Genomic DNA, 18,354 nt, shown 5'->3' with positions numbered 1-18,354 from the left:
CGGAAAAGCGCATGCCAAAAAGTGTGCAGCGCTCCCCTGCGCGACCGGAAAATACGATGCGCAGGCGGTCATTGCTGCTGGCGGCGGGGGGACTGATGCTCCCCGCCGGTGTGTGGGCGCAAGCTGACCAGCCCCTGTCACCACGTGCGACGGGGGAACTGGACATCCACCATATCGACACCGGACGCGGTAATACGACCCTGATCGTCGGTCCGGACGGCACCCTGATCATGATCGATGCCGGGGCTTCCCTGAGCGCACCGGCGACCTCTTCGGCGGCGCGTCCCGACGCCTCGCTGCGGCCCGGTCAGTGGGCCGGACGCTATGCCCGTCAGTACGGCGATGCCGTCGATATCTTCGTCGCCACCCACATCCACCCCGACCATATCGGTGACGCCAGCGACGCCATGCCGATTTCGGCTGACGGTAGCTACCGCCTGAGCGGCGTCAGCGATGTGGCCGGAGAACTGCCCATCCGGCGGCTGATCGACCGCGACTTTCCTGACTATGGCGACCGTCCGCCGCCGGACGCGCCGTTTACGCGCAACTATCTGGCCTATCTCAGGGCCCGGCGGACCGGAGGCGAAGCCGTCGAAACGTTCGAGGTGGGGAGCAACGCTCAGATCGGCCTCAATCGCTCGCTGGCCTTTCCGACCTTTTCGGTGCGTAACCTCGCCGCCAACGGGCGGGTATGGAGCGGACAGGGCAAGGCGGTGCGGGACTATCTGGCCGGGCGTCCGACAGGCACGCCGGTCGACGAAAATGTCTGCTCGGTGGCGCTCAAGCTGAGCTATGGCGCCTTCAGCTATTTCGCGGGCGGAGACCTGATCGCCGACACGCACGACGGGCGCGCGCCGTGGCGCGACATCGAGACGCCGGTGGCGCGGCTGGCCGGACGCACCGAAGCCGCTGCCGCCAACCACCACGGCTATTTCGACGCCTGCGGTCCGGCCTTCGTCGAGGCGCTGGACGCACAGGTCTATGTCATTCAGGCGTGGCACGCCACCCATCCCGGTCAGGCGCAGCTTCAGCGCATGCTGGGCGCGTGGGAGGGCCGGACGACGGCGGACGTCTTCGCCACCGACCTGCTACAGGCCAATCGCGATCTTAACGGCCGCTTTGTGCCGCAGATGAAGAGCACGCAGGGCCATGTGGTCATCCGTGTTGCGGCGGATGGTGCGAGCTACCGCGTCTTCGTGCTCGACAGTACCCAACTGCCGTCGCCGGTGAAGGCGGTGTTCGGGCCCTATCGCTGCCGGACGGTCTGAGCCGATCGGCACATGTTCAGCAGGCCCATGCAGATCAGACTACCCATGGCAGGGAGCAGGAGCGTAAAGGCGAACATCACGTCCCGCGCGATAGGGGGCGTTGCCCCGGCTTCGTAACCGGCGGCGCTCAGCGCCAGTCCGAACAGGCCCGCTCCTACGCCCATCCCCGCCTTTTGCAGGAAGATCGCCCAGGCGAATAACTGCCCGCCAACGGAAGTATCGAGCCGGGCTTCGATGTCCGCCGCGGCATCCGACAGAAGCGCCCATATCAGCGCATAGACCCCGCTGAGCCCGATGCCGGCCAACGCGGCGCAGGCCATGATAAGCGGCGTAGCGCTATTCAGAGCGATAAATCCCAGTGCCGCCAGCAAAAAGCCCGAGGCGCACAGGCCATGCGCCAGTTGCATGATGCGCGTCTTCGGCCAGCGCGGCGACAGGTAGAGCCACAGCGGCAAGCCCGCGATCTGACCGACGACCAGCGCGCCCAGCAGCCACGAGGTCAGGTGGGGATTGCCGATCCAGTGCGCGGCGAAATAGAGGCAAGCCTTGTTGAACAGGGGCAGAAAAAGCGACGCCGTCGCGCCGGCCGCCAAAATCAGAAGGGTGCGGCGGTCGTTTAGCAACAGACGCAATCCGCCCCTTTGTCGTGAAGCCACAGGCGTGTTGCGGTCCCATGAGCGCACGGAGGCCCAGGCCATGAGGATGGCCAGCCCCGCGCCGAGCGCCAGGATCGCCGCCAGCCCCGTGAGGTCCGCCGCGGGGTGGATCAGGCGTGGTAAAACCGCCGCAAGGGTCAGGGTCGCCAGAGAAGAGAACAGAAAACGCGCGACGGCGATGCGTCCGTTGTCGTTCACCGCCGGGGAAATCAGCGTCAGCAGCGCATTGTGCGACAGGTCGAGCGCCACGTAACCGATGCGGAACAAAGCCAGAGCGGTAGCGATAAGCCAGACGGGGGCCTGCGCACCTGTCAGGGTAAACAGGGCGAAAAAGGCCAGAACCGCCAGCGGTGTTCCGCTCAGGATCAAGGGGCCGTAACGACCCAACGGCGCGCGCAACCGGTCCGTCAGCCACCCCGCCCACGGATAGAGGACCGCGTCGAGCACCAGCGAGGCGAAGATCAGCCCGCCTGCCAGTCCCGCCGGCAGAGCCAGCCGGTCGGTCAGCAGGAACATCAGGGTCATATCGACCGTGCCCCACAGGAGGTTCTTGCCGAAATTGCCCGAGGCATAGATCAGCAGGCGCCGGTCGGAAAGGGGCGTCGGGGTGGACATGGCCGCAATTTAGGTCTGCATAATGACAAAAGCATAAATCGTCGTAATTGCGTCATATTAAATAACTAAACGCTATTAAATAAATGTCCCGAGTGATAAAGAGGTTACATGGATCGGCGATATGCATGGCTAGTTGGTATGGGGCTATGGGCCGGGACGGCGATGGCCGAGTCCGCCGGCGTGCGCCTGAACGAGGTGCAGTTTATCGGCACGCATAACTCCTACCACGTCGCGCCCGACGCCGCCCTGTTCCGGCGCATGTACGAGACGAACTATGTCGAAAGCGCCGATTGGCCGGCAAAGCGCCTGGTTCCGGCGCTCGACTACAGCCATCCGCCGCTGGAAGTTCAACTTGACACGGGGTTGAGGGTGTTTGAACTGGATCTGCATGATGACCCCGAAGGCGGGCGCTTTGCCGATCCAGGATTCCTCAAGGCCTTATCACCCGAAGTAACGGCGAAACTGGCCCCGGTCGATCCGGCAGGCGAACTGCGCAAACCGGGCATGAAGGTGTTCCACGCCGCCGATACCGATGTGCGCAGCCGTTGCCTGCGCTTCACGCGCTGTCTGGAAATCATCCGCGACTGGTCGGCGGCGCATCCGGAGCACCTGCCGGTGTTTGTGCAGATCGAGACCAAGGAAGGGTCCAAGCCGCCGGTGGCCGACGCCTACGTCCCGGCGCCGCCGGCGCCCTTTGGTCCGGAAGCCTGGGGGCGATTGCATACGGAGATCGAAGCGGTGTTTCCACCTGCGCAAATCGTGCGTCCGGCCGAGGTGCAGGGCGGTCACGCCAGCGTCAATGCCGCCGTCCGTGCAGGCGGTTGGCCGGCGTTGAAATCCTTACGCGGGCGGGTGATTTTTCTGTTGCTTGACGATCCCGGCAAGCAGGACGCCTATGCCGCCTTCACGGCCAAAGACGTCGCGCCTTTGCTCTTCGTGTCGCGCACGCCCGATGACCCGCGGACGGCCTGGCTGATCCGGCCCAAACCCAAGGCGCGGCAGATTGAAGCCCTCGTGAAGCAAGGGTTCTTGGTCTACACGCGCGCCGACGCCGGGGGCGAGGACACCGATCTGAACAAGGAAGCGCGCCGCCGCGAAGCCTTCACCAGCGGGTCGCAACTCATTTCGACCGACTATCCGCGACCCGATCCGCGTTCAGGGCCCCATGAGGTCCGTTTCCCGTCGGGTTTCGCCCGGTGCAATCCGGTGCTCAAAAGCCCGTGTGACGCCAAAGACGTTCAGGAATCGCCGAAAAAGCGCGAATAAAAGGGCAGGGCCGCGGCGCCGATCAGGCCCGCTTGCGATCCCAGGGACGAGGCGATGACGCGCGGGCGGGGCAGCATGACGCCTTCGTTGCAGAACTGATCGTCGTCGATGCGCACCACGATCTCCTGCAGTATGTGGTGGGGCAGGCGACCGCCGATGATTACGGCGCGCGGGTCGAGCATACGGGCGGTGATCCACAGGCCTTCGCGCAACTGTGTTGCGGCCCGGTTGATCCACGTCCGCAGCGGTGCGCAGGTTTGCGGGCGCAGGTCGTCGAGGTCGGAGAAGTCCTTTACCGGTACACCCCCGGACCGCAGGCTTTCCAGCAGGTCCTGACCCGACGGGCGCGACCGGTCATTGGCGAACTGCACCCCGATCAGCCCGGCATTGCCGTTCGCGCCGCGATAGAGTCGGCCGCCGAGGATCAGGCCGCCGCCGATGCCGTGACCGATATGGGCGAAGAAGAAATCGTCTATGGTCTGGCCTATGCCCATCAGCCGTTCGCCCAGCGCCGCGCTGGCCGCGTCGTTCTCGATAAAGACCGGACAGGGCAGGTGCGCCTGAAGTTCGGCCCCGATATCCTCGCCGCGAAACCCCGGAAACAGCGCATGGGCGTTGAGGCTGCGGCGGTCGCGGATGAAGTCGCCGGGCAGGGCGAAGCCCATCCCGGTCAGCCGCGCCGGTGCGACGCCATGGTCGGCGCACAGACGCTCGATATGGGTGAGCGCCAGCCGCGCGACATCCGCCGGCGACTCGATGTCCGTGCGCACCTGGGTTTCACCCAGCAGAACCCCGGCCAGATTGATCAGCCCGACCTGCACCAGCCCCGTCGAGAAGTAGACGCCGGCGGCGTGGGCGGCTTCGGCCCGCACCATCAGCGGCCGTGCGGGCTGCCCGCGCCCGCCGGCGCGGCGCACGTCCTCGGTCAGCAGGCCCTGTTCGGTCAGTTCACGGGTGATGCGGGTGACCGACATGGTTGACAGCCGGGTGAGCGGGGTGATGTCCACACGCGCGATGGGGCCCAGCCGCCAGATGACGTCGAGCACCTGACGGTCGCTGTCGCTCAGAGTGTAGGAATCGTCCATGTCCTGTCTCTATTCCTAACGATGTGATTTTGAAAGGGCCTTATTAAATATCATATCGATATTAAATGTGTCATAAAAGCGTGTTAGTCAGTCTCAGGGCGGCAGGGATGGCCGCGACATGAAAAAGGACGGGACAATGGGGTGCAATGTCACAACCGCCGGTGCGTCGGCGCTGGCTATCGCGCTTTTGACGACGACGGCGCAGGCGCAAACTCAGATTCAGGCCGAAGCGCCTGCGGCAGCCAAAACCGAAGCCGGCGAGGCGGTGACCGAGGTGGTGGTGCGCGGCACACGCCTGTCGAACCAGCGCGCCGCCGACGCCAAGCGCAAGGCGGCTCAGGTCAGCGATGTGGTGGCCGCCGACGACCTCAACAAGCTGCCGGATCAGAATCTGGCCGAGGCCGCCAGTCGCGTCGCCGGGGTCAGCACGTTTCAGGACGAGGGCGCGGGCCTCTATATCGGCGTGCGCGGCTTGAGCCAGGAGTTCGTCAATGTGACGCTGGACGGGCAGGAAGCCTCCGTCGCGCCGCGTCCCTTCGACAGCAATCTGCGCGGGGCCAATCTGGAGGCCATTCCCTCGACCTTCGTCAAGCAGGTCGAGGTCATCAAGTCGGCCACGCCGGATCTCGATGGTGATGCCATCGCCGGTACGGTCAATCTGGTGACGCGCAGCGCTTTCGACGCGCGCAAACCGTGGTTGTCGGTCGGCGTTTCCGGCGGCAGGTACGAAGAGAATGTCGCGCCCGACGATGTGAAAGGCTCGCTGAAGGGCAAGCTGTCGGCGGGGACCACCTTCGGCAAGGGCAAATACGGTCTGGTTTTCGACGCCAATGGCCGCTCGGTCCATCGCGATAATCTGAAGCCCGGCGCGTGGTTCGGCCCGGTCGGCGACGGCCGCGCCCTGCCCGAAGAGGTGGGCGGCTACTTCTATCAGCGTCAGGAAGACAGTTCCGGCGCGACGGCCAAGGTCGAGTTCCGCCCGGTGCAGACCCTGCAGGGCTACGTTTCGCTGAGCTATTTCGACTCCGATATCGTTATCGACAAGAACAAGCACGCCCTCTATGGCGCGGTGTCCAACCTGACGACCGGGGCCTTCACCAAGGCGACAGCCACGGGCCGCACGGACAAGGTGCGTTATGGCGTCGACGGGTCGCTGACCGTAGCGGGCGGCCTCGACTACGCCCTGACCACTCGCGACACGCTGAGCCTGAAAGGTTCGTCCTCGTCCAGCACCTCCTATCAGGACGATCCGCGCGTCGATCTCTACTACGGCGGTCCGCTCAGCGGCACCTATGCTTATGACGGCACGAGCTACACCTATCAGTTCGATGCCGCCAGCGCGCCGAAGTTCGTCAATCCCGCCAACTACGTTTTCAACGGCTACCGCCGCTACAAGGAAGAACTGGCCAAGGACGTAGACACGGTGCGCGCCGACTGGACGCGCCGTGCGGCTTCGGGCGAGGGTCTCGGCTTCAAGGCCGGTCTGAAGTGGCGCGAAACCCGCATCGACTACACGGCCAGCAATCTGCGCTGGCGCAATCCGGTGGCTTCGGCCGACTTCCGCCCGTTCATAAAGGGGGCCGACTATACCTTCCCAGGCACGCCGAACGGCAAGGTGGTCTATGCCGATATCGAGGCCCTGTCGGCCTACGCCGAAGGTCTGGGCGCGGCCAGCTTCAGCCGCCGCGAAGGCTATGTCAACGGTATGGACTATCAGGTCAGCGAGGCGGTGACGGCGGGCTACGCCCTGGCCGACTACACCTCGGCGCGTTGGCGCGTCATCGGCGGTCTGCGCTATGAAAAGACGTCGACCGAGGCACTCAACCGCTTCAATCGCGCGGAAAACGCGGCCTTCGTCACCACCAAGGCTGATTATGCCGACGTTCTGCCGTCGGTGGCGGCGACCTGGTTCATTAATGACCAGTGGCTGCTGCGTCTGGGGGCCAGCCGCACCATCGGCCGTCCGGATATCCGCGATCTGGCGCGCGGCGAAACCCCGCCCAACGACAACGGCATCTACAGCCGTGGCAATCCGGACCTCAAGCCGCGCCGTTCGACCAATTTCGACGCGTCGCTGGAATATTATTTCGACGGCGGCCGCAGCCTGATCTCGGCCGCGGTGTTCCACAAGGACATTCAGGACGAAATCTTCGACCTTCAGACGCCGTACAAATATACCGACGCCACCAACCGCGTCATCGACTCCTATTATGTGCAGCCGGACAACGGCGGCGACGCGGAAATCAGCGGCGTGGAACTAAGCTTCGTCAAGGATCGTCTGAATTTCCTGCCGGGGGCTCTGGCCAATCTGGGCTTCAGCGCCAATGTCACCCTCAATGACGGGTCGCTCGACCTGATCGGGGCGAACCGGCAGGTGGTGCGCAGCGTGTCGCCGGAAGGCCTGTCGGAACAACTGGCCAACGCGGCCCTGTTCTATGAAGGCGAACGCCTGTCGGGCCGTATCGCCTGGCGCTACGCCAGCGCCCAGACCCAGCAACTCAGCATCGACGGCTCAGGCGATCTGAAGCTCGACGACTATGGCCAGACGGACCTGTCGCTCGGCTACCGCCTGAACCGACATCTCGACCTGTCGGTGGAGGTGTGGAACCTGTTCGAGGACGAGCAGAGCTTCACCAACACCAATGCGGTGAAGGGCGTGCCCAACTGGTACGAGCGACAAAGATATGGCCGCGCCGTGTGGTTTGGCGTCAACTACAAGTTCTGATCTCGAAGGCTGCCGGCGACCCCGGCGGCCTTTTCATTTGCTGCACCGGTGTTGAACAGAGTTTTCGCTCTCCAGGCTCAGTGCCCGCCTTGCCAGTTCCAGTGCGCCGAGCACACCGGCGCGGTCTCCCAGATGCGCGGCCTGTATGTAGGTCTCGAACTTATCGTTTGTTTCGAGAGCTTCGATATAGCCGCCGAGCAAGGCATGGCATGTTTGACGGGCTCCGCGAAGCACTGCATCGTTCAGTCCCACGCCGCCACCTACCAGAATGCGCTGAGCCGATGTGATCAGGGTGAGGTTGCAGAATAGCTGGCCAAGATAATCGCCGACGATGGCCCAGTTGGGATGATCGGGGGGCAGGGTCTCGGCCTTTTGACCCGTACGCGCTTCGATAGCCGGGCCGCAACTCAGGCCCTCGCAGCAATCGCCGTGGAAGGGACAGTGGCCTGAATAGGTATCTTGCGGGTGTCGCCTGACACGGATGTGGCCCGCTTCCGGGTGCAAAAGACCGTGTACGGGTTCTTCGCCCACGACGAGGCCTACGCCTAAACCTGTGCCGACCGTGACATAAACAAAGGTGTCGAGGTCTTTTGCGCCGCCCCACCGCCTTTCACCCAAGGCCGCACCGTTCACATCGGTATCAAGGCCTATGGGCAAGTCTGGATAGGCCGCCGTCAGGGGGGTAATCAGGTCGAAGCCCGTCCATCCGGGCTTTGGCGTCTTGCGAAAGTGACCGTAGGTGGCGCTGTCCGGGTTAAGGTCAATGGGGCCAAAGCTGGCAATCCCGATAGCGCTGAAGGGGCGCGTTTTTCCAAGGTCGGTCAGTGCATGCATCACTTCCGGCCACGTTTCCTCAGGGGCGCGTGTCGGAATGCGTACAATCGTCAGATCGTCCGGGGCGGACCCGATGGCGACATTGATTTTGGTGCCGCCGACTTCAATGGCTGCGAACGGGCTCAATTTTCATCCTCGTGAACTTCCCAGCGCAGGCCGTAGGCGGGCAGGGTCGACGCGTCCGATCCAACCAGGAGACGGCCTGCCGTTGCGTGGGATATGGGAGTGTCGCTCAGGTTCGCCACGCAAACGAACCGGCCGTTTGCCAGCGGGCGTTCCACGATCAGAACCTTCCCGTCGCTATCTGTGCGCGCCGTTTGGCCCGGTTTGAAGCTTAGATTACGCAGGTGCTCGCCAAGCCCGACATGGAAGTCGAACATCTCACATTCCATGGATGATGCAAGATTTCGACGATCCGCCTTTTCCCAATCCATAACCGGCCGGTGCAGCCAGCGTGTCTCTTCCCTAAGCGCCGAATCCTCACGGTAGGCTTCGAAGTTCTCCAAAGCGATTTCATCCCCCATGTACAGTAGCGGAATGCCTTCCAATGCGTAGGTTATACCATAAAGAAGGCGGAGCCGGTCAGCCATGTGCGGATCGCCCGCGCCGCCGCACAGACTGGCGGCCATCCCGCATGTCGAAGCGGGGAAGCCATCCGGCGCCTGAAACGCTTCGCCTTTGGCAAAGGAGTTGCCGCCGGCGTAGAATTTAGACCAGTGCTGTAACCGCTCGGCCTCAGCCGTATCTGATAGCGCCAGCCAGATAATATCATCATGGCAACGGACATAGTTTAGCCAGTGTCCATGCACGGGTTTGTCCGCGGCCCGTGAAAGGGTGGTTTCGAGAATGTCGGCCCGTCCATCAGCCAGCGCCCCCCAGAGGGCGGTCATCACCCCGTTATTGTAGGCCAGATCGCACTCCTGGGCCTCAGGCGTCCCGAAGAAGGGCAGAACTGAAGCCTGGGATTCAATGGCTTCGGCGAGCAGGAAGGTCGATGGCGCAACCAGAGTAAGCAGAGCGCGCAGGGCCTGAAGGATAAGGTGCGTTTGCGGTAGGTTTCGGCTGATCGTGCCTTTACGTTTCCAAAGGTACGCCGTCGAATCCAAGCGGAAACCTTCCACGCCCGCATTGGCGAGAAAGAACAGGCAGTCCGCCATTTCGACGAACACACGAGGGTTGGCGTAATTCAGATCCCACTGAAACGGGTAAAAGGTCGTCCAGACATAGCCTCCGGCGCAGGCGTCGTACGTGAAGCTGCCAGGCGCGGTGTCGGGAAAGACGTCCTGAAGGTGGGCTTCCCATTCATCGACCTCAGATCGGTTGTCGAGGACGATGTAGAAGTCGGCGAAGCCCGGGTCACCGGCCAGCATACGCTGCGCCCAGGGGTGCTCTTTGGCGGTATGATTGCAGACCATGTCGAGAACCAGCGACATGTCGCGCGCGCGTAATTTCTCCGCCAGGATGCGAAGGTCCGACATCGTGCCCAGACGGGGGTCGACTTCGCGGTAATCGGCCACGGCAAAACCGCCGTCAGAGTCGCCGTCTCGAGGTTTTAGCAGCGGAAGCGGATGGAAGAGCCCGACCTTCAACGCTTCCAGATAGTCGAGGCGGTTCCTTGTGCCTTCCAGCGTCCCGGCGTAACGGTCGATATAGGTGCAGTAGGCCGGGCGACCAGGGCGCAGGAACCAATTTGGATTATCCCGCCGACTCAGGTCTTGATCGATGAGCGCCTGAGGACGTGCCCGGCGCGCGTCATTTACCCTTTGCATCAAATCGGTCAGGCACGATTCAAGCCGTGCATCCTTACCGTAAATTTCCCGCAGGCCCGCCGCAGCCTGCCGCCAGAGCGGCGTTTGGGAGACATCGGCGGCAAGGTTCAGTGTGTCGGCCATATTAATCCGGCTTGATGAGGCCGCCCCTGACGGGGTGGCGGCGTGAAGGGGCTCAATATACTCTAACGCAGAAATGAAAACGTTTACAGCATTAATGCGGATTTCGGCAAAATTTATTCTCCAAACCACTCAAAAATGTTGCGAAAACGCCACATAATCGTTTTCCTCCGACCCATTCGGGCGGCTTCTCGACAATTTTAGTTGAAAACGTTTACATTTGATGTCTAGGTCGAGGTGAAGCGGGTCGCCGGTTGAGACACGATGCGCTGAAAAACAAGAAGCACAGCTTCATTGGGAGGAATATATGACCAAGACGATCTGGATGAACGGCAGTGTGTCTGTAATCGCAATGATTGCGGCGTTGGGTTCCGGCGTAAATGCTCAGGATAGGGTGGCTGAGACTGGCGACGTGACCGAAGTTGTTGTCACCGGGGTGGCGCGTAAGGCCAACAAGCTGGATACTTCCATCTCCGTGAGCGCGATTCAGGTGGAAGAGATGCAGAAGTTTGCACCGCGTTCTACCGCCGAAGTCTTCCGCAACATTCCCGGCATACGGTCGGAATCGACCGGTGGTGAGGGCAACGCCAATATCGCGGTGCGTGGCCTGCCTGTGGCCTCGGGCGGCGCGAAATTCCTGCAACTCCAGGAAGACGGTCTGCCCGTTATGGAGTTCGGCGACATCGCGTTTGGCAATGCCGATATTTTCCTTCGCACCGACCTGACCGCGGGCCGAGTGGAAGCCATCCGTGGCGGTACCGCTTCGACCCTCGCCTCCAATTCCCCTGGTGGCGTCATCAATATCATCTCCAGGACGGGGGCGAAGGAGGGCGGGACGCTGCAACTTACCCAAGGTCTCGACTTCGATCAGACGCGGGGTGATTTTGAGTTCGGAGGCGCGCTTTCCGACAAGATCGATTTCCATATCGGTGGTTTCTACCGCACCGGTGAGGGACCTCGCCGCGCGGGTTACACGGCCAATCAGGGCGGCCAGATCAAGGCCAACCTCACGCGCAAGTTCGACAACGGCTTTCTGCGCCTCGGCGTCAAGTATCTGAACGACAAGTCGATCGGCTATCTACCTATGCCGATGAAGGTGACAGGAACGAATGGCGACCCGAAGTGGTCGTCGTCGCCAGGTCTTGATGCCAAGTCGGACACGATTCATTCGGTCTACTTCATGCAGGATGCCGGGCTCGATGGACGTAACAACCGGTCGGTGACCAATGTTCGGGACGGTATGGCGCCCAAGAGCCTCGTCTTCAACGGCGAAGCCAATTTTGAGCTGGGCGGTGGCTGGACCCTCGTCGACAAATTCCGCTTCGCCCAGACCGAAGCCAACTTTATCTCGCCGTTTCCAGCGAGCGTCGGCACCTCGTCCGAAATCGTTTCAGCCATCAACAGTGCGATGGGGACGGCAGGGACACGCCTGGTCGTCGCCAACGGGCCTGACGCGGGCTCGACCTACGCCGGTCAGGCGATGATCATGCATACATTCAACGTTCGACTGAACAGTCTCGATAACTCTGCCAATGACCTGAAATTGCAGAAGTCTTTCGATGCGATGGGCACGAACCTAAGCCTGACCTTCGGTCTTTACAATTCGTCTCAGACCATCAATATGGACTGGGTGTGGAACAGCTATGCGATGGAAGTGGCCGGCGACAACGCGCGCCTGCTCAACCTCTACGCCGGGACGACCAATCTCTCGCAGAACGGCTTGTTCGCTTATGGCGTGCCGGTGTGGGGCAATTGCTGCACCCGTCACTACGATGTTCAGTACGACATCGTCGCCCCTTACGTGATTGCCAGCGGCGAATGGGGCAAGCTGACCCTCGAAGCGTCGGTACGCCAAGACGAGGGCAAGGCGCGCGGCGTCTACGCGGCATCGACGCAGATGGCCAATTTCGACGTCAATGGCGACGGCGTTATTTCCAACCCGGAAAAGAGCGTCTCCTTCATCAATTACGCCGCGGCCAAGCCGGTGAATTACGACTGGAGCTATACGTCCTATTCAGTAGGCGCCAACTACCGCGCGACGGACAACCTGTCGTACTTTGCCCGCCTGTCAAAGGGTGCGCGCGCCAATGCCGACCGATTGCTGTTCGGGAAGGTGCGGGACGATGGTTCAGTGTCGCGTGAGGACGCGATTGACTTCGTAAAGCAAACCGAAGCCGGCGTAAAATACCGCAAGGGGGCGCTCAGCCTCTACGCAACGGCCTTTGCCGCAGAAACCGAGGAACAGAATTTCGAAGCGACGTCGCAGAAGTTCTTTGATCGCGTCTATGAAGCCAAGGGTGTCGAATTGGAAGGCGCTTATCGCATTGGCGGCTTGAGCCTGAGCGGCGGCGCGACCTACACCAAGGCGGAAATTACCAAAGACGCTATAAGCCCGGCCTCCGTCGGTAAGCGTCCGCGCCGCCAGGCCGAATGGGTATTTCAGTTCACGCCGTCCTACCGGGTGGACGAGGTTGAGTTCGGCGCAAACTTTGTCGGCACAACCGATGCGTATGCCCAGGATGATAACCAGCTGGTCATGCCGGGTTACGTTCAGACAAACCTGTTTGCCGATTATGACCTGACGCCGGCGCTCACGCTCTCGCTGAATGTCAACAACGCTTTCGATGTCTTAGGCGTGACCGAGGTGGAAGAGGGTTCCATCGTCGCCAACACGACCAACTATGTCCGTGCGCGGGCTATCAACGGGCGCACCTCTACGATTAGCCTCAAGTATCGCTTCTAAACGCCCAAGCGTGGGGCAGCGGGAACCGGCGTCTCCTCCCTCGGCGTCCGGTTCCCGTTTCTTTTTCTTGTCGCCATCAGTTACGCGGCGCGTATATCGATGACACGTACCGGGGAAACCCTCATGACGATCGCCACACAAAGCCTGGCCCGCCCGGCCAACATCGCCCTGATTACCGGGCTCACCTACCTCATGTTCATGATGTTTGCGATGACGACCGATGCGGTGGGTGTCATCATTCCCGAAGTGATCAGGGAATACGGACTCAGTATGACCCAGGCGGGGGCCTTCCACTATGCCACCATGGCCGGCATCGCGATCGCGGGCCTCGGCTTAGGTTTCCTGGCAGACACCATGGGGCGCAAATGGACGATTATTCTGGGCCTCAGTCTCTTCGCAACCAATTCCTTCCTGTTTGCGGTGGGTGATGATTTCCTGGTTTTTGCCCTCTTGCTGTTCATCTCCGGACTGGCGATCGGTGTGTTCAAGACGGGAGCCCTGGCGCTGATCGGCGACATTTCTACGTCGACGGAAAGCCATACGCGGGTCATGAACATGGTCGAGGGCTTTTTCGGCGTTGGGGCCATAATCGGGCCGCTCATCGTAACCCAGCTCCTGATCACCGGCGCCTCATGGAAGTGGCTTTACGTCATCGCGGGGGCCCTGTGCACGGCACTGATCATGACGGCGTTTGTCGTGCGCTATCCTCAGCGCCAGACAAGCGCGGAAAAAGGCTTCAGTCTTAAGGCTTCGCTCGCGCTCATTCGCGACCCGCACGCCTTGGGATTTTCAGCCTTGGCTATGCTTTATGTGGGCGTGGAGACCGCCATTTACGTGTGGATGCCGACCTTACTGCGGGGTTACGACGGGCCCGCCGTCTGGCTGGCCGTTTACGCTCTGGCCATTTTCTTCGTGCTGCGCGCGGGCGGCCGGTTCATGGGGGCGTGGATGCTGGCGCATCTCAACTGGACCCTTGTGCTTCTTCTGTGTTCAGGAGCCATTCTGCTTTGTTTTGTCAGCGCCTTGGTCGGGGGGCAGGGGGCGGCCGTTTATAGCCTGCCTTTGTCTGGTCTATTCATGTCCGTCATGTACCCCACGATCAATTCGAAGGGTATTTCCGGTTTTAAGAAGGCGCAACACGGTGCGGCTGGCGGCATCATTCTATTTTTCACTTGCTTAAGCGCGGTAATTGCACCTCTGGCAATGGGGGCCGTTTCTGACGCGTTCGGGGAGGCGCGCTACGGCTTCATTCTGGCGACGGGGCTGGCGCTTGTCTTGTTTGCGGCTCTGGTTTTCAACCACCTGCGCAATCCGGCCGGTCGGCGGCTTCGGTCGCTCAACGCGGAGTATTGAGCCTCAGCTCGAAGCGCGCTCGATCAGTCCGGCGGCAAGCACGGCCGAGGAGGTCCTCTCCCCGGCCAGACGCCGGAACAGGAGATCCACCATGAGCTGGGCGCCGAGACGAAGGTCTTGTTTCACGGTCGACAAGGCAGGGGATGTATTTTTTGACATGGCGACGTCGTCAAAACCACACACGGAAACGTCGCCCGGCACGCTGCGACCGGCGTCTGTGAGCGCGTTGATAGCCGCCAGAGCGATAACATCCGATGCGGCAAAAATGGCATCGAAACGGCGTCGGCTCGCAATCAAGCCTTTGACCGTTTCATAAGCGGAGTCCGGCGTGAAATGGGTCTCGACGATTTGCGACGGGGTCAACTTCAGGCCCGCATGGGTCAGCGCCGCCCGGAAGCCTTTGAGGCGTGAGGCCACTTCAGGAACCTGTGTCGGACCGAGAAACAAAAGGGTCTTGCGGCCCTTGCCCAACAGGTGTTCGGCCGCTAAGCGCCCGCCGTCCTCATTGTCGACGCCCACGGAACAATATCCCTGGTCGGGGAGGCGCTGTCCCCATACTACCATTGGATTATAGAGGCTGGCGAGCGCGTTGATCTCTTCGTGCTGATCGCTTTGACCAAGAACAAGCATGGCGTCAAAACGCCGCGATTGGACAAGGGTACGAAGCCAACCGGTTTGCGGCGAAAGATTTTTCGAGACCAGCACGTCGTAACCGCGTCGAAAAACCTCTTCGGACAGAAAGCCCACCAGTTCAAGAAGGAACGGGTCGGTCATTTGCTGCCCGGTTTCATGGCCGAGCGGCAGTACAAGGCCGACCGTTCGCGTGCTTTGTGTGCGCAGATTGCGCGCCGCCTGGTTGACCGCATAGCCGTGCGCTTCAGCTATGGCCAGTATACGCTGCTTTTGAACGTCCGGCACAAGAGGGCTGTCGGCCAGCGCGCGCGATACAGTCGCCAAAGAGACCTCGGCGAGACGGGCAATATCCGTCATCTTGATTTTTGTGGGTGCGGGAGCGTCAGCCATGGTCGTTTCGACGTTATGAGATTTCCATAGGCTTTTCAACGATCCTCGGCGTTGCAGTATGCCTTCGGACAAAAGTATTCAGATTTAACCCGATTTTGCCCAGCTTCCAGCCAACCGATACTGCCCCGAAAATTTAATCGATCCGAACGGAGCAGGGTTTGCGGATGACTTTCCTGGGCCATTCGTCCGGCGAGAGGCTATTTCTTCTTTATGCGAACGGGCCGATGATACGCGAATGCTGGAAACGACCGATATTACCCTGAGACTGCTGGCTGCCACCGTGATCGGCATGGTCATCGGCACCAACCGCGACGCGCGCGGCAAACCCGCCGGGATGCGCACCATGGGGCTGATCGCGCTGGGGGCGGCGATGATCGGCGTCACCGCCACGCACCTGACCCTGCTGCAGACCGACCCCAACGCCATAAGCCGCACCGTGCAGGGCGTCATTCAGGGTGTGATGGCGGGCATAGGCTTTCTGGGGGCTGGGGTGCTGATCCAGAAACGCCTGACGCTGGAGGTGCACGGCATGACCACGGCGGCGGCCATCTGGGCGACGGCGGCGCTGGGGATTACGGCAGGGCTGGGCGTGTGGCCGGCCTTTCTGATCGGGGCGGTTATCGTGCTGTTGCTGCTGATCGTGGCCCACCCGATGGAAGAATGGGTGGAACGCCGCGCCGCGCGGCGTAAAGACCCGGAAGGCGAAGCCTAGATACCGGTCCCGGCTTCGAGCCGCGCATTGACCAGCGCTGCGTCGATCGTGGCCTTGATCAGTTCCAACGTCTCGACCTCGCTGTAATCGCCGATCATGCCGGCATTGACCGCCAGATCGAGCAGGGCGTGGATGATGGTCCCGGTATCGTGGCTGGCCGTATGGTCGGCAATGGCGCGGGCGAACTGCGAGGACAGTTCGTAGACCTCTTCGGCGTCGGGCGTGGTGTGTTCGGTATCAGTCATGATAAATCAGGGCGCTAATTAAAAGGGTAAAGATAATTGGCCAAGTTCATCCATGCGGATAATGCCATTTATTAGCCATGTATCCGGGTACTGAGAGTGAGTTCCCATAGCAAATAGCATTCCCTTCTGAGGGTATTCTTCACCGAAAACGCGATTAATCTCAGCCAGCGCCTTTTCCTCCCCATATAATTTCCGCCATCTGTAGTATGTCGCTTGAACTTCCCAGTCCTGACAGGTCCCCGTCCGTTTGAAAGTTTCTCCGTTCTCCTCAGTTTTATAATGGTATGAAAATTTATAGGGACACGGCTGAATTGCTTTTAGTGTGCGTTCGTCAAACATATCTGTTTGGCTCACAGCAGTTTGATAAGATGCAGTCTCTTTTGCAATTTCTGCATCAGATTTCTTCTCGATCTTAAACCTGTCTACGACAGGCCTTATCAAGGCCAAGCTTTTCCCCTCCGCCCTTATTGACGATAACCCTCTGTGTTCAATGGGGGATAACAGACTTTGTCGGTCTCTTTGCGGGACGTCACCGATAATCTCGAGAGAGTTCAAAAGTAAATGGCGGCTTTCAGGACGCCTGTCGTCAGTCGGGGAACGCCAGTCAAAGCGGACAATGTCCCATCTTTTGAACTGCTTAGAATCATCAAGCTTTCTGAAAGTGACTGGAAAAAGCCGCAACCACTCTCCAGAACGGGTTACTCCTGCAACGCAGACAGTTTCGCCATGTTTTGTGCCGATTTGCGGGAATGCTTTAACTAGAATAATGGCTTCCGAAGTGCTTATAGCGTTATGCGAATGTGTCGGCATGTTCGTGCATGGGTGTAACAATTGGATAATTGCAACTTGCAGCGATTCCTTTTGGAATGCCAATTGGACGCACTGATTGATTTGTCACTTTCGCAATTGCAGATGCAACGATAGTTCGGTGGCAATGCTCGTGATTTCTTTCAAAGCAAAGAAGGCAGGCAGTATGAGATGTCGCTAATTTGATGGCTTCTTGTAAGTCGCTTTGAGCGCGATCTGTTCGCATATGGCCAGTGAAGACGCTTAAAAATTTTTTCATATTACCTGCCTTGGCTGCGTCTCGTCCTTCCTTGGGGTCGCCTAGACCTTTTAGATGAACATACCCTATTCCGTTGGCAGCTAATGTCTGGTTGAGAATGTTTTTCGAGAAACCTTTTCGACGCGATAAAGGAAGCTCTCGTACGTCAATAATTATATCGATATCTGCTTTTTTTAACGTAGATATGAAGTCTTCAAGTGAGGCGCTCTCATAGCCCAGCGTGAATAAGTTTGACTTCATAATACTACACCTGAATCGGCTAACAGCGTTGAGGATGCCACATAAATGACGTGCGGTGGTTCACATTTTTTTTCAAAGCAGAAAAGGTGCTCAAGCTATTTACATGTAAGCTTTAAGAGGGGCAGCCTGTTTTTGGACATCAAATCTGAGCAGCGGTAGATTGCCGCTTAAGCTACTAAAGGATTGTGTGAACTAAAAGAAAAGGCCCCCCGAAGGGAGCCTGTCTCTAACAAAATGGCGCACTCGAAGAGATTCGAACTCCTGACCCTCAGATTCGTAGTCTGATGCTCTATCCAGCTGAGCTACGAGTGCGTGTCCATTTTGTGTTCCCCGCCTCAGCGGAGAGGGCGGACAATTAGACTTTTGGAATTTCAAACGCAAGGGCTTTTGCAAAGTTTTCCCCTGATTTTGCGATTTTTTTGAAATGGGCCGTGTCAGGCCGAAGGAAGGCGCAGGCATGGCTTTTGCTCCTGGCCGGGCAGTTGGCACATTTCGGGACATAGAACCGTGGCGATCAAACTCAACTACACGTCCAAGAGCGACGGGGTGCGCAAGGCGTCCGGCGTGCGTCCGCTCGACATCATTCTGGGCCTGAGCATCGGCATGGCTCTGGCGGCGTTTCTGATCTTCTGAA

At 60.1% G+C, this 18,354-nt stretch carries 15 protein-coding genes and 1 tRNA gene; 7 read left to right on the top strand and 9 right to left on the bottom strand.

Features of this window, described 5'->3' with window-relative positions; translation table 11 throughout:
- The first annotated feature begins 95 nt into the window (after nt 1–95).
- Nucleotides 96–1,268, top strand: coding sequence for a ComEC/Rec2 family competence protein (locus tag LH365_RS14575; protein ID WP_226746084.1), 1,173 nt, complete (start codon nt 96–98; stop codon nt 1,266–1,268).
- Here LH365_RS14575 and LH365_RS14570 read toward each other — a convergent pair.
- Entirely contained in the window at nt 1,247–2,539 is a 1,293-nt protein-coding gene (locus LH365_RS14570) for an MFS transporter (RefSeq protein WP_226746083.1), read from the bottom strand. The two genes, LH365_RS14575 and LH365_RS14570, sit on opposite strands and share 22 nt — an antisense overlap.
- 108 nt (nt 2,540–2,647) lie before the next feature.
- Here LH365_RS14570 and LH365_RS14565 point away from each other — a divergent pair, with 108 nt between their 5' ends.
- Nucleotides 2,648–3,805, top strand: coding sequence for a Ca2+-dependent phosphoinositide-specific phospholipase C (locus tag LH365_RS14565; RefSeq protein ID WP_226746082.1), 1,158 nt, complete (start codon nt 2,648–2,650; stop codon nt 3,803–3,805).
- Here the strand turns inward: LH365_RS14565 and LH365_RS14560 are convergent.
- The gene (locus tag LH365_RS14560) at nt 3,778–4,890 is read right to left on the bottom strand and encodes an ROK family protein (protein WP_226746081.1); all 1,113 of its coding nucleotides are present in this window, start codon (nt 4,888–4,890) and stop codon (nt 3,778–3,780) included. The genes LH365_RS14565 and LH365_RS14560 overlap by 28 nt on opposite strands.
- Before the next feature lie 136 nt (nt 4,891–5,026).
- On the opposite strand from LH365_RS14560, the gene LH365_RS14555 reads away from it, so the two are divergent.
- Nucleotides 5,027–7,615 carry a TonB-dependent receptor gene (locus LH365_RS14555; protein WP_226746080.1) on the top strand — a complete coding sequence of 863 codons (2,589 nt, stop codon included), beginning with the start codon at nt 5,027–5,029 and terminating at the stop codon, nt 7,613–7,615.
- Nucleotides 7,616–7,648: 33 nt separating this feature from the next.
- On the opposite strand, the gene LH365_RS14550 is transcribed toward LH365_RS14555, so the two are convergent.
- A complete protein-coding gene (locus LH365_RS14550; protein ID WP_226746079.1) occupies nt 7,649–8,575 on the bottom strand; it encodes an ROK family protein in 927 nt (308 codons plus the stop codon).
- Complete coding sequence (locus tag LH365_RS14545) at nt 8,572–10,341, bottom strand: alpha-amylase family glycosyl hydrolase (protein ID WP_226746078.1); 1,770 nt, start codon at nt 10,339–10,341, stop codon at nt 8,572–8,574. Before LH365_RS14545 ends, LH365_RS14550 begins: the two co-directional genes overlap by 4 nt.
- Before the next feature lie 304 nt (nt 10,342–10,645).
- Between LH365_RS14545 and LH365_RS14540 the strand changes: the two genes are divergently transcribed.
- Together LH365_RS14540 and LH365_RS14535 are read left to right on the top strand one after the other, a co-directional pair.
- On the top strand, nt 10,646–13,081 hold the full coding sequence (locus LH365_RS14540) for a TonB-dependent siderophore receptor (RefSeq protein WP_226746077.1): 2,436 nt from the start codon (nt 10,646–10,648) through the stop codon (nt 13,079–13,081).
- 123 nt (nt 13,082–13,204) lie between these two features.
- The gene (locus tag LH365_RS14535) at nt 13,205–14,434 is read left to right on the top strand and encodes an MFS transporter (RefSeq protein WP_226746076.1); all 1,230 of its coding nucleotides are present in this window, start codon (nt 13,205–13,207) and stop codon (nt 14,432–14,434) included.
- A 3-nt stretch (nt 14,435–14,437) separates the two neighbouring features.
- Here LH365_RS14535 and LH365_RS14530 read toward each other — a convergent pair whose 3' ends face one another.
- Nucleotides 14,438–15,457 carry a LacI family DNA-binding transcriptional regulator gene (locus tag LH365_RS14530; RefSeq protein ID WP_226746075.1) on the bottom strand — a complete coding sequence of 340 codons (1,020 nt, stop codon included), beginning with the start codon at nt 15,455–15,457 and terminating at the stop codon, nt 14,438–14,440.
- A 235-nt stretch (nt 15,458–15,692) separates the two neighbouring features.
- Between LH365_RS14530 and LH365_RS14525 the strand changes: the two genes are divergently transcribed.
- Nucleotides 15,693–16,169: an MgtC/SapB family protein gene (locus LH365_RS14525; RefSeq protein WP_226746074.1), complete on the top strand. Its 477-nt coding sequence runs from the start codon at nt 15,693–15,695 to the stop codon at nt 16,167–16,169.
- Here LH365_RS14525 and LH365_RS14520 read toward each other — a convergent pair.
- The 4 genes from LH365_RS14520 to LH365_RS14505 all read right to left on the bottom strand — a co-directional run bounded on the left by LH365_RS14520 (nt 16,166) and on the right by LH365_RS14505 (nt 18,032).
- Nucleotides 16,166–16,414: a hypothetical protein gene (locus LH365_RS14520; RefSeq protein WP_226746073.1), complete on the bottom strand. Its 249-nt coding sequence runs from the start codon at nt 16,412–16,414 to the stop codon at nt 16,166–16,168. The genes LH365_RS14525 and LH365_RS14520 overlap by 4 nt on opposite strands.
- Before the next feature lie 18 nt (nt 16,415–16,432).
- A complete protein-coding gene (locus tag LH365_RS14515) occupies nt 16,433–17,224 on the bottom strand; it encodes a hypothetical protein (RefSeq protein WP_226746072.1) in 792 nt (263 codons plus the stop codon).
- Entirely contained in the window at nt 17,205–17,720 is a 516-nt protein-coding gene (locus LH365_RS14510; RefSeq protein ID WP_226746071.1) for a DUF488 family protein, read from the bottom strand. The genes LH365_RS14515 and LH365_RS14510 overlap by 20 nt, the downstream gene beginning before the upstream one ends.
- 235 nt (nt 17,721–17,955) lie before the next feature.
- A tRNA-Arg gene (locus LH365_RS14505) sits at nt 17,956–18,032 on the bottom strand.
- A 195-nt stretch (nt 18,033–18,227) separates the two neighbouring features.
- Here LH365_RS14505 and LH365_RS18655 point away from each other — a divergent pair.
- A complete protein-coding gene (locus tag LH365_RS18655) occupies nt 18,228–18,353 on the top strand; it encodes a hypothetical protein (protein WP_255606767.1) in 126 nt (41 codons plus the stop codon).
- Nucleotide 18,354 lies beyond the last annotated feature (1 nt).

The sequence above is a fragment of the Asticcacaulis sp. AND118 genome, assembly GCF_020535245.1.
Lineage (GTDB): Bacteria > Pseudomonadota > Alphaproteobacteria > Caulobacterales > Caulobacteraceae > Asticcacaulis.
This window is presented reverse-complemented; position numbering and strand designations above follow the sequence as displayed.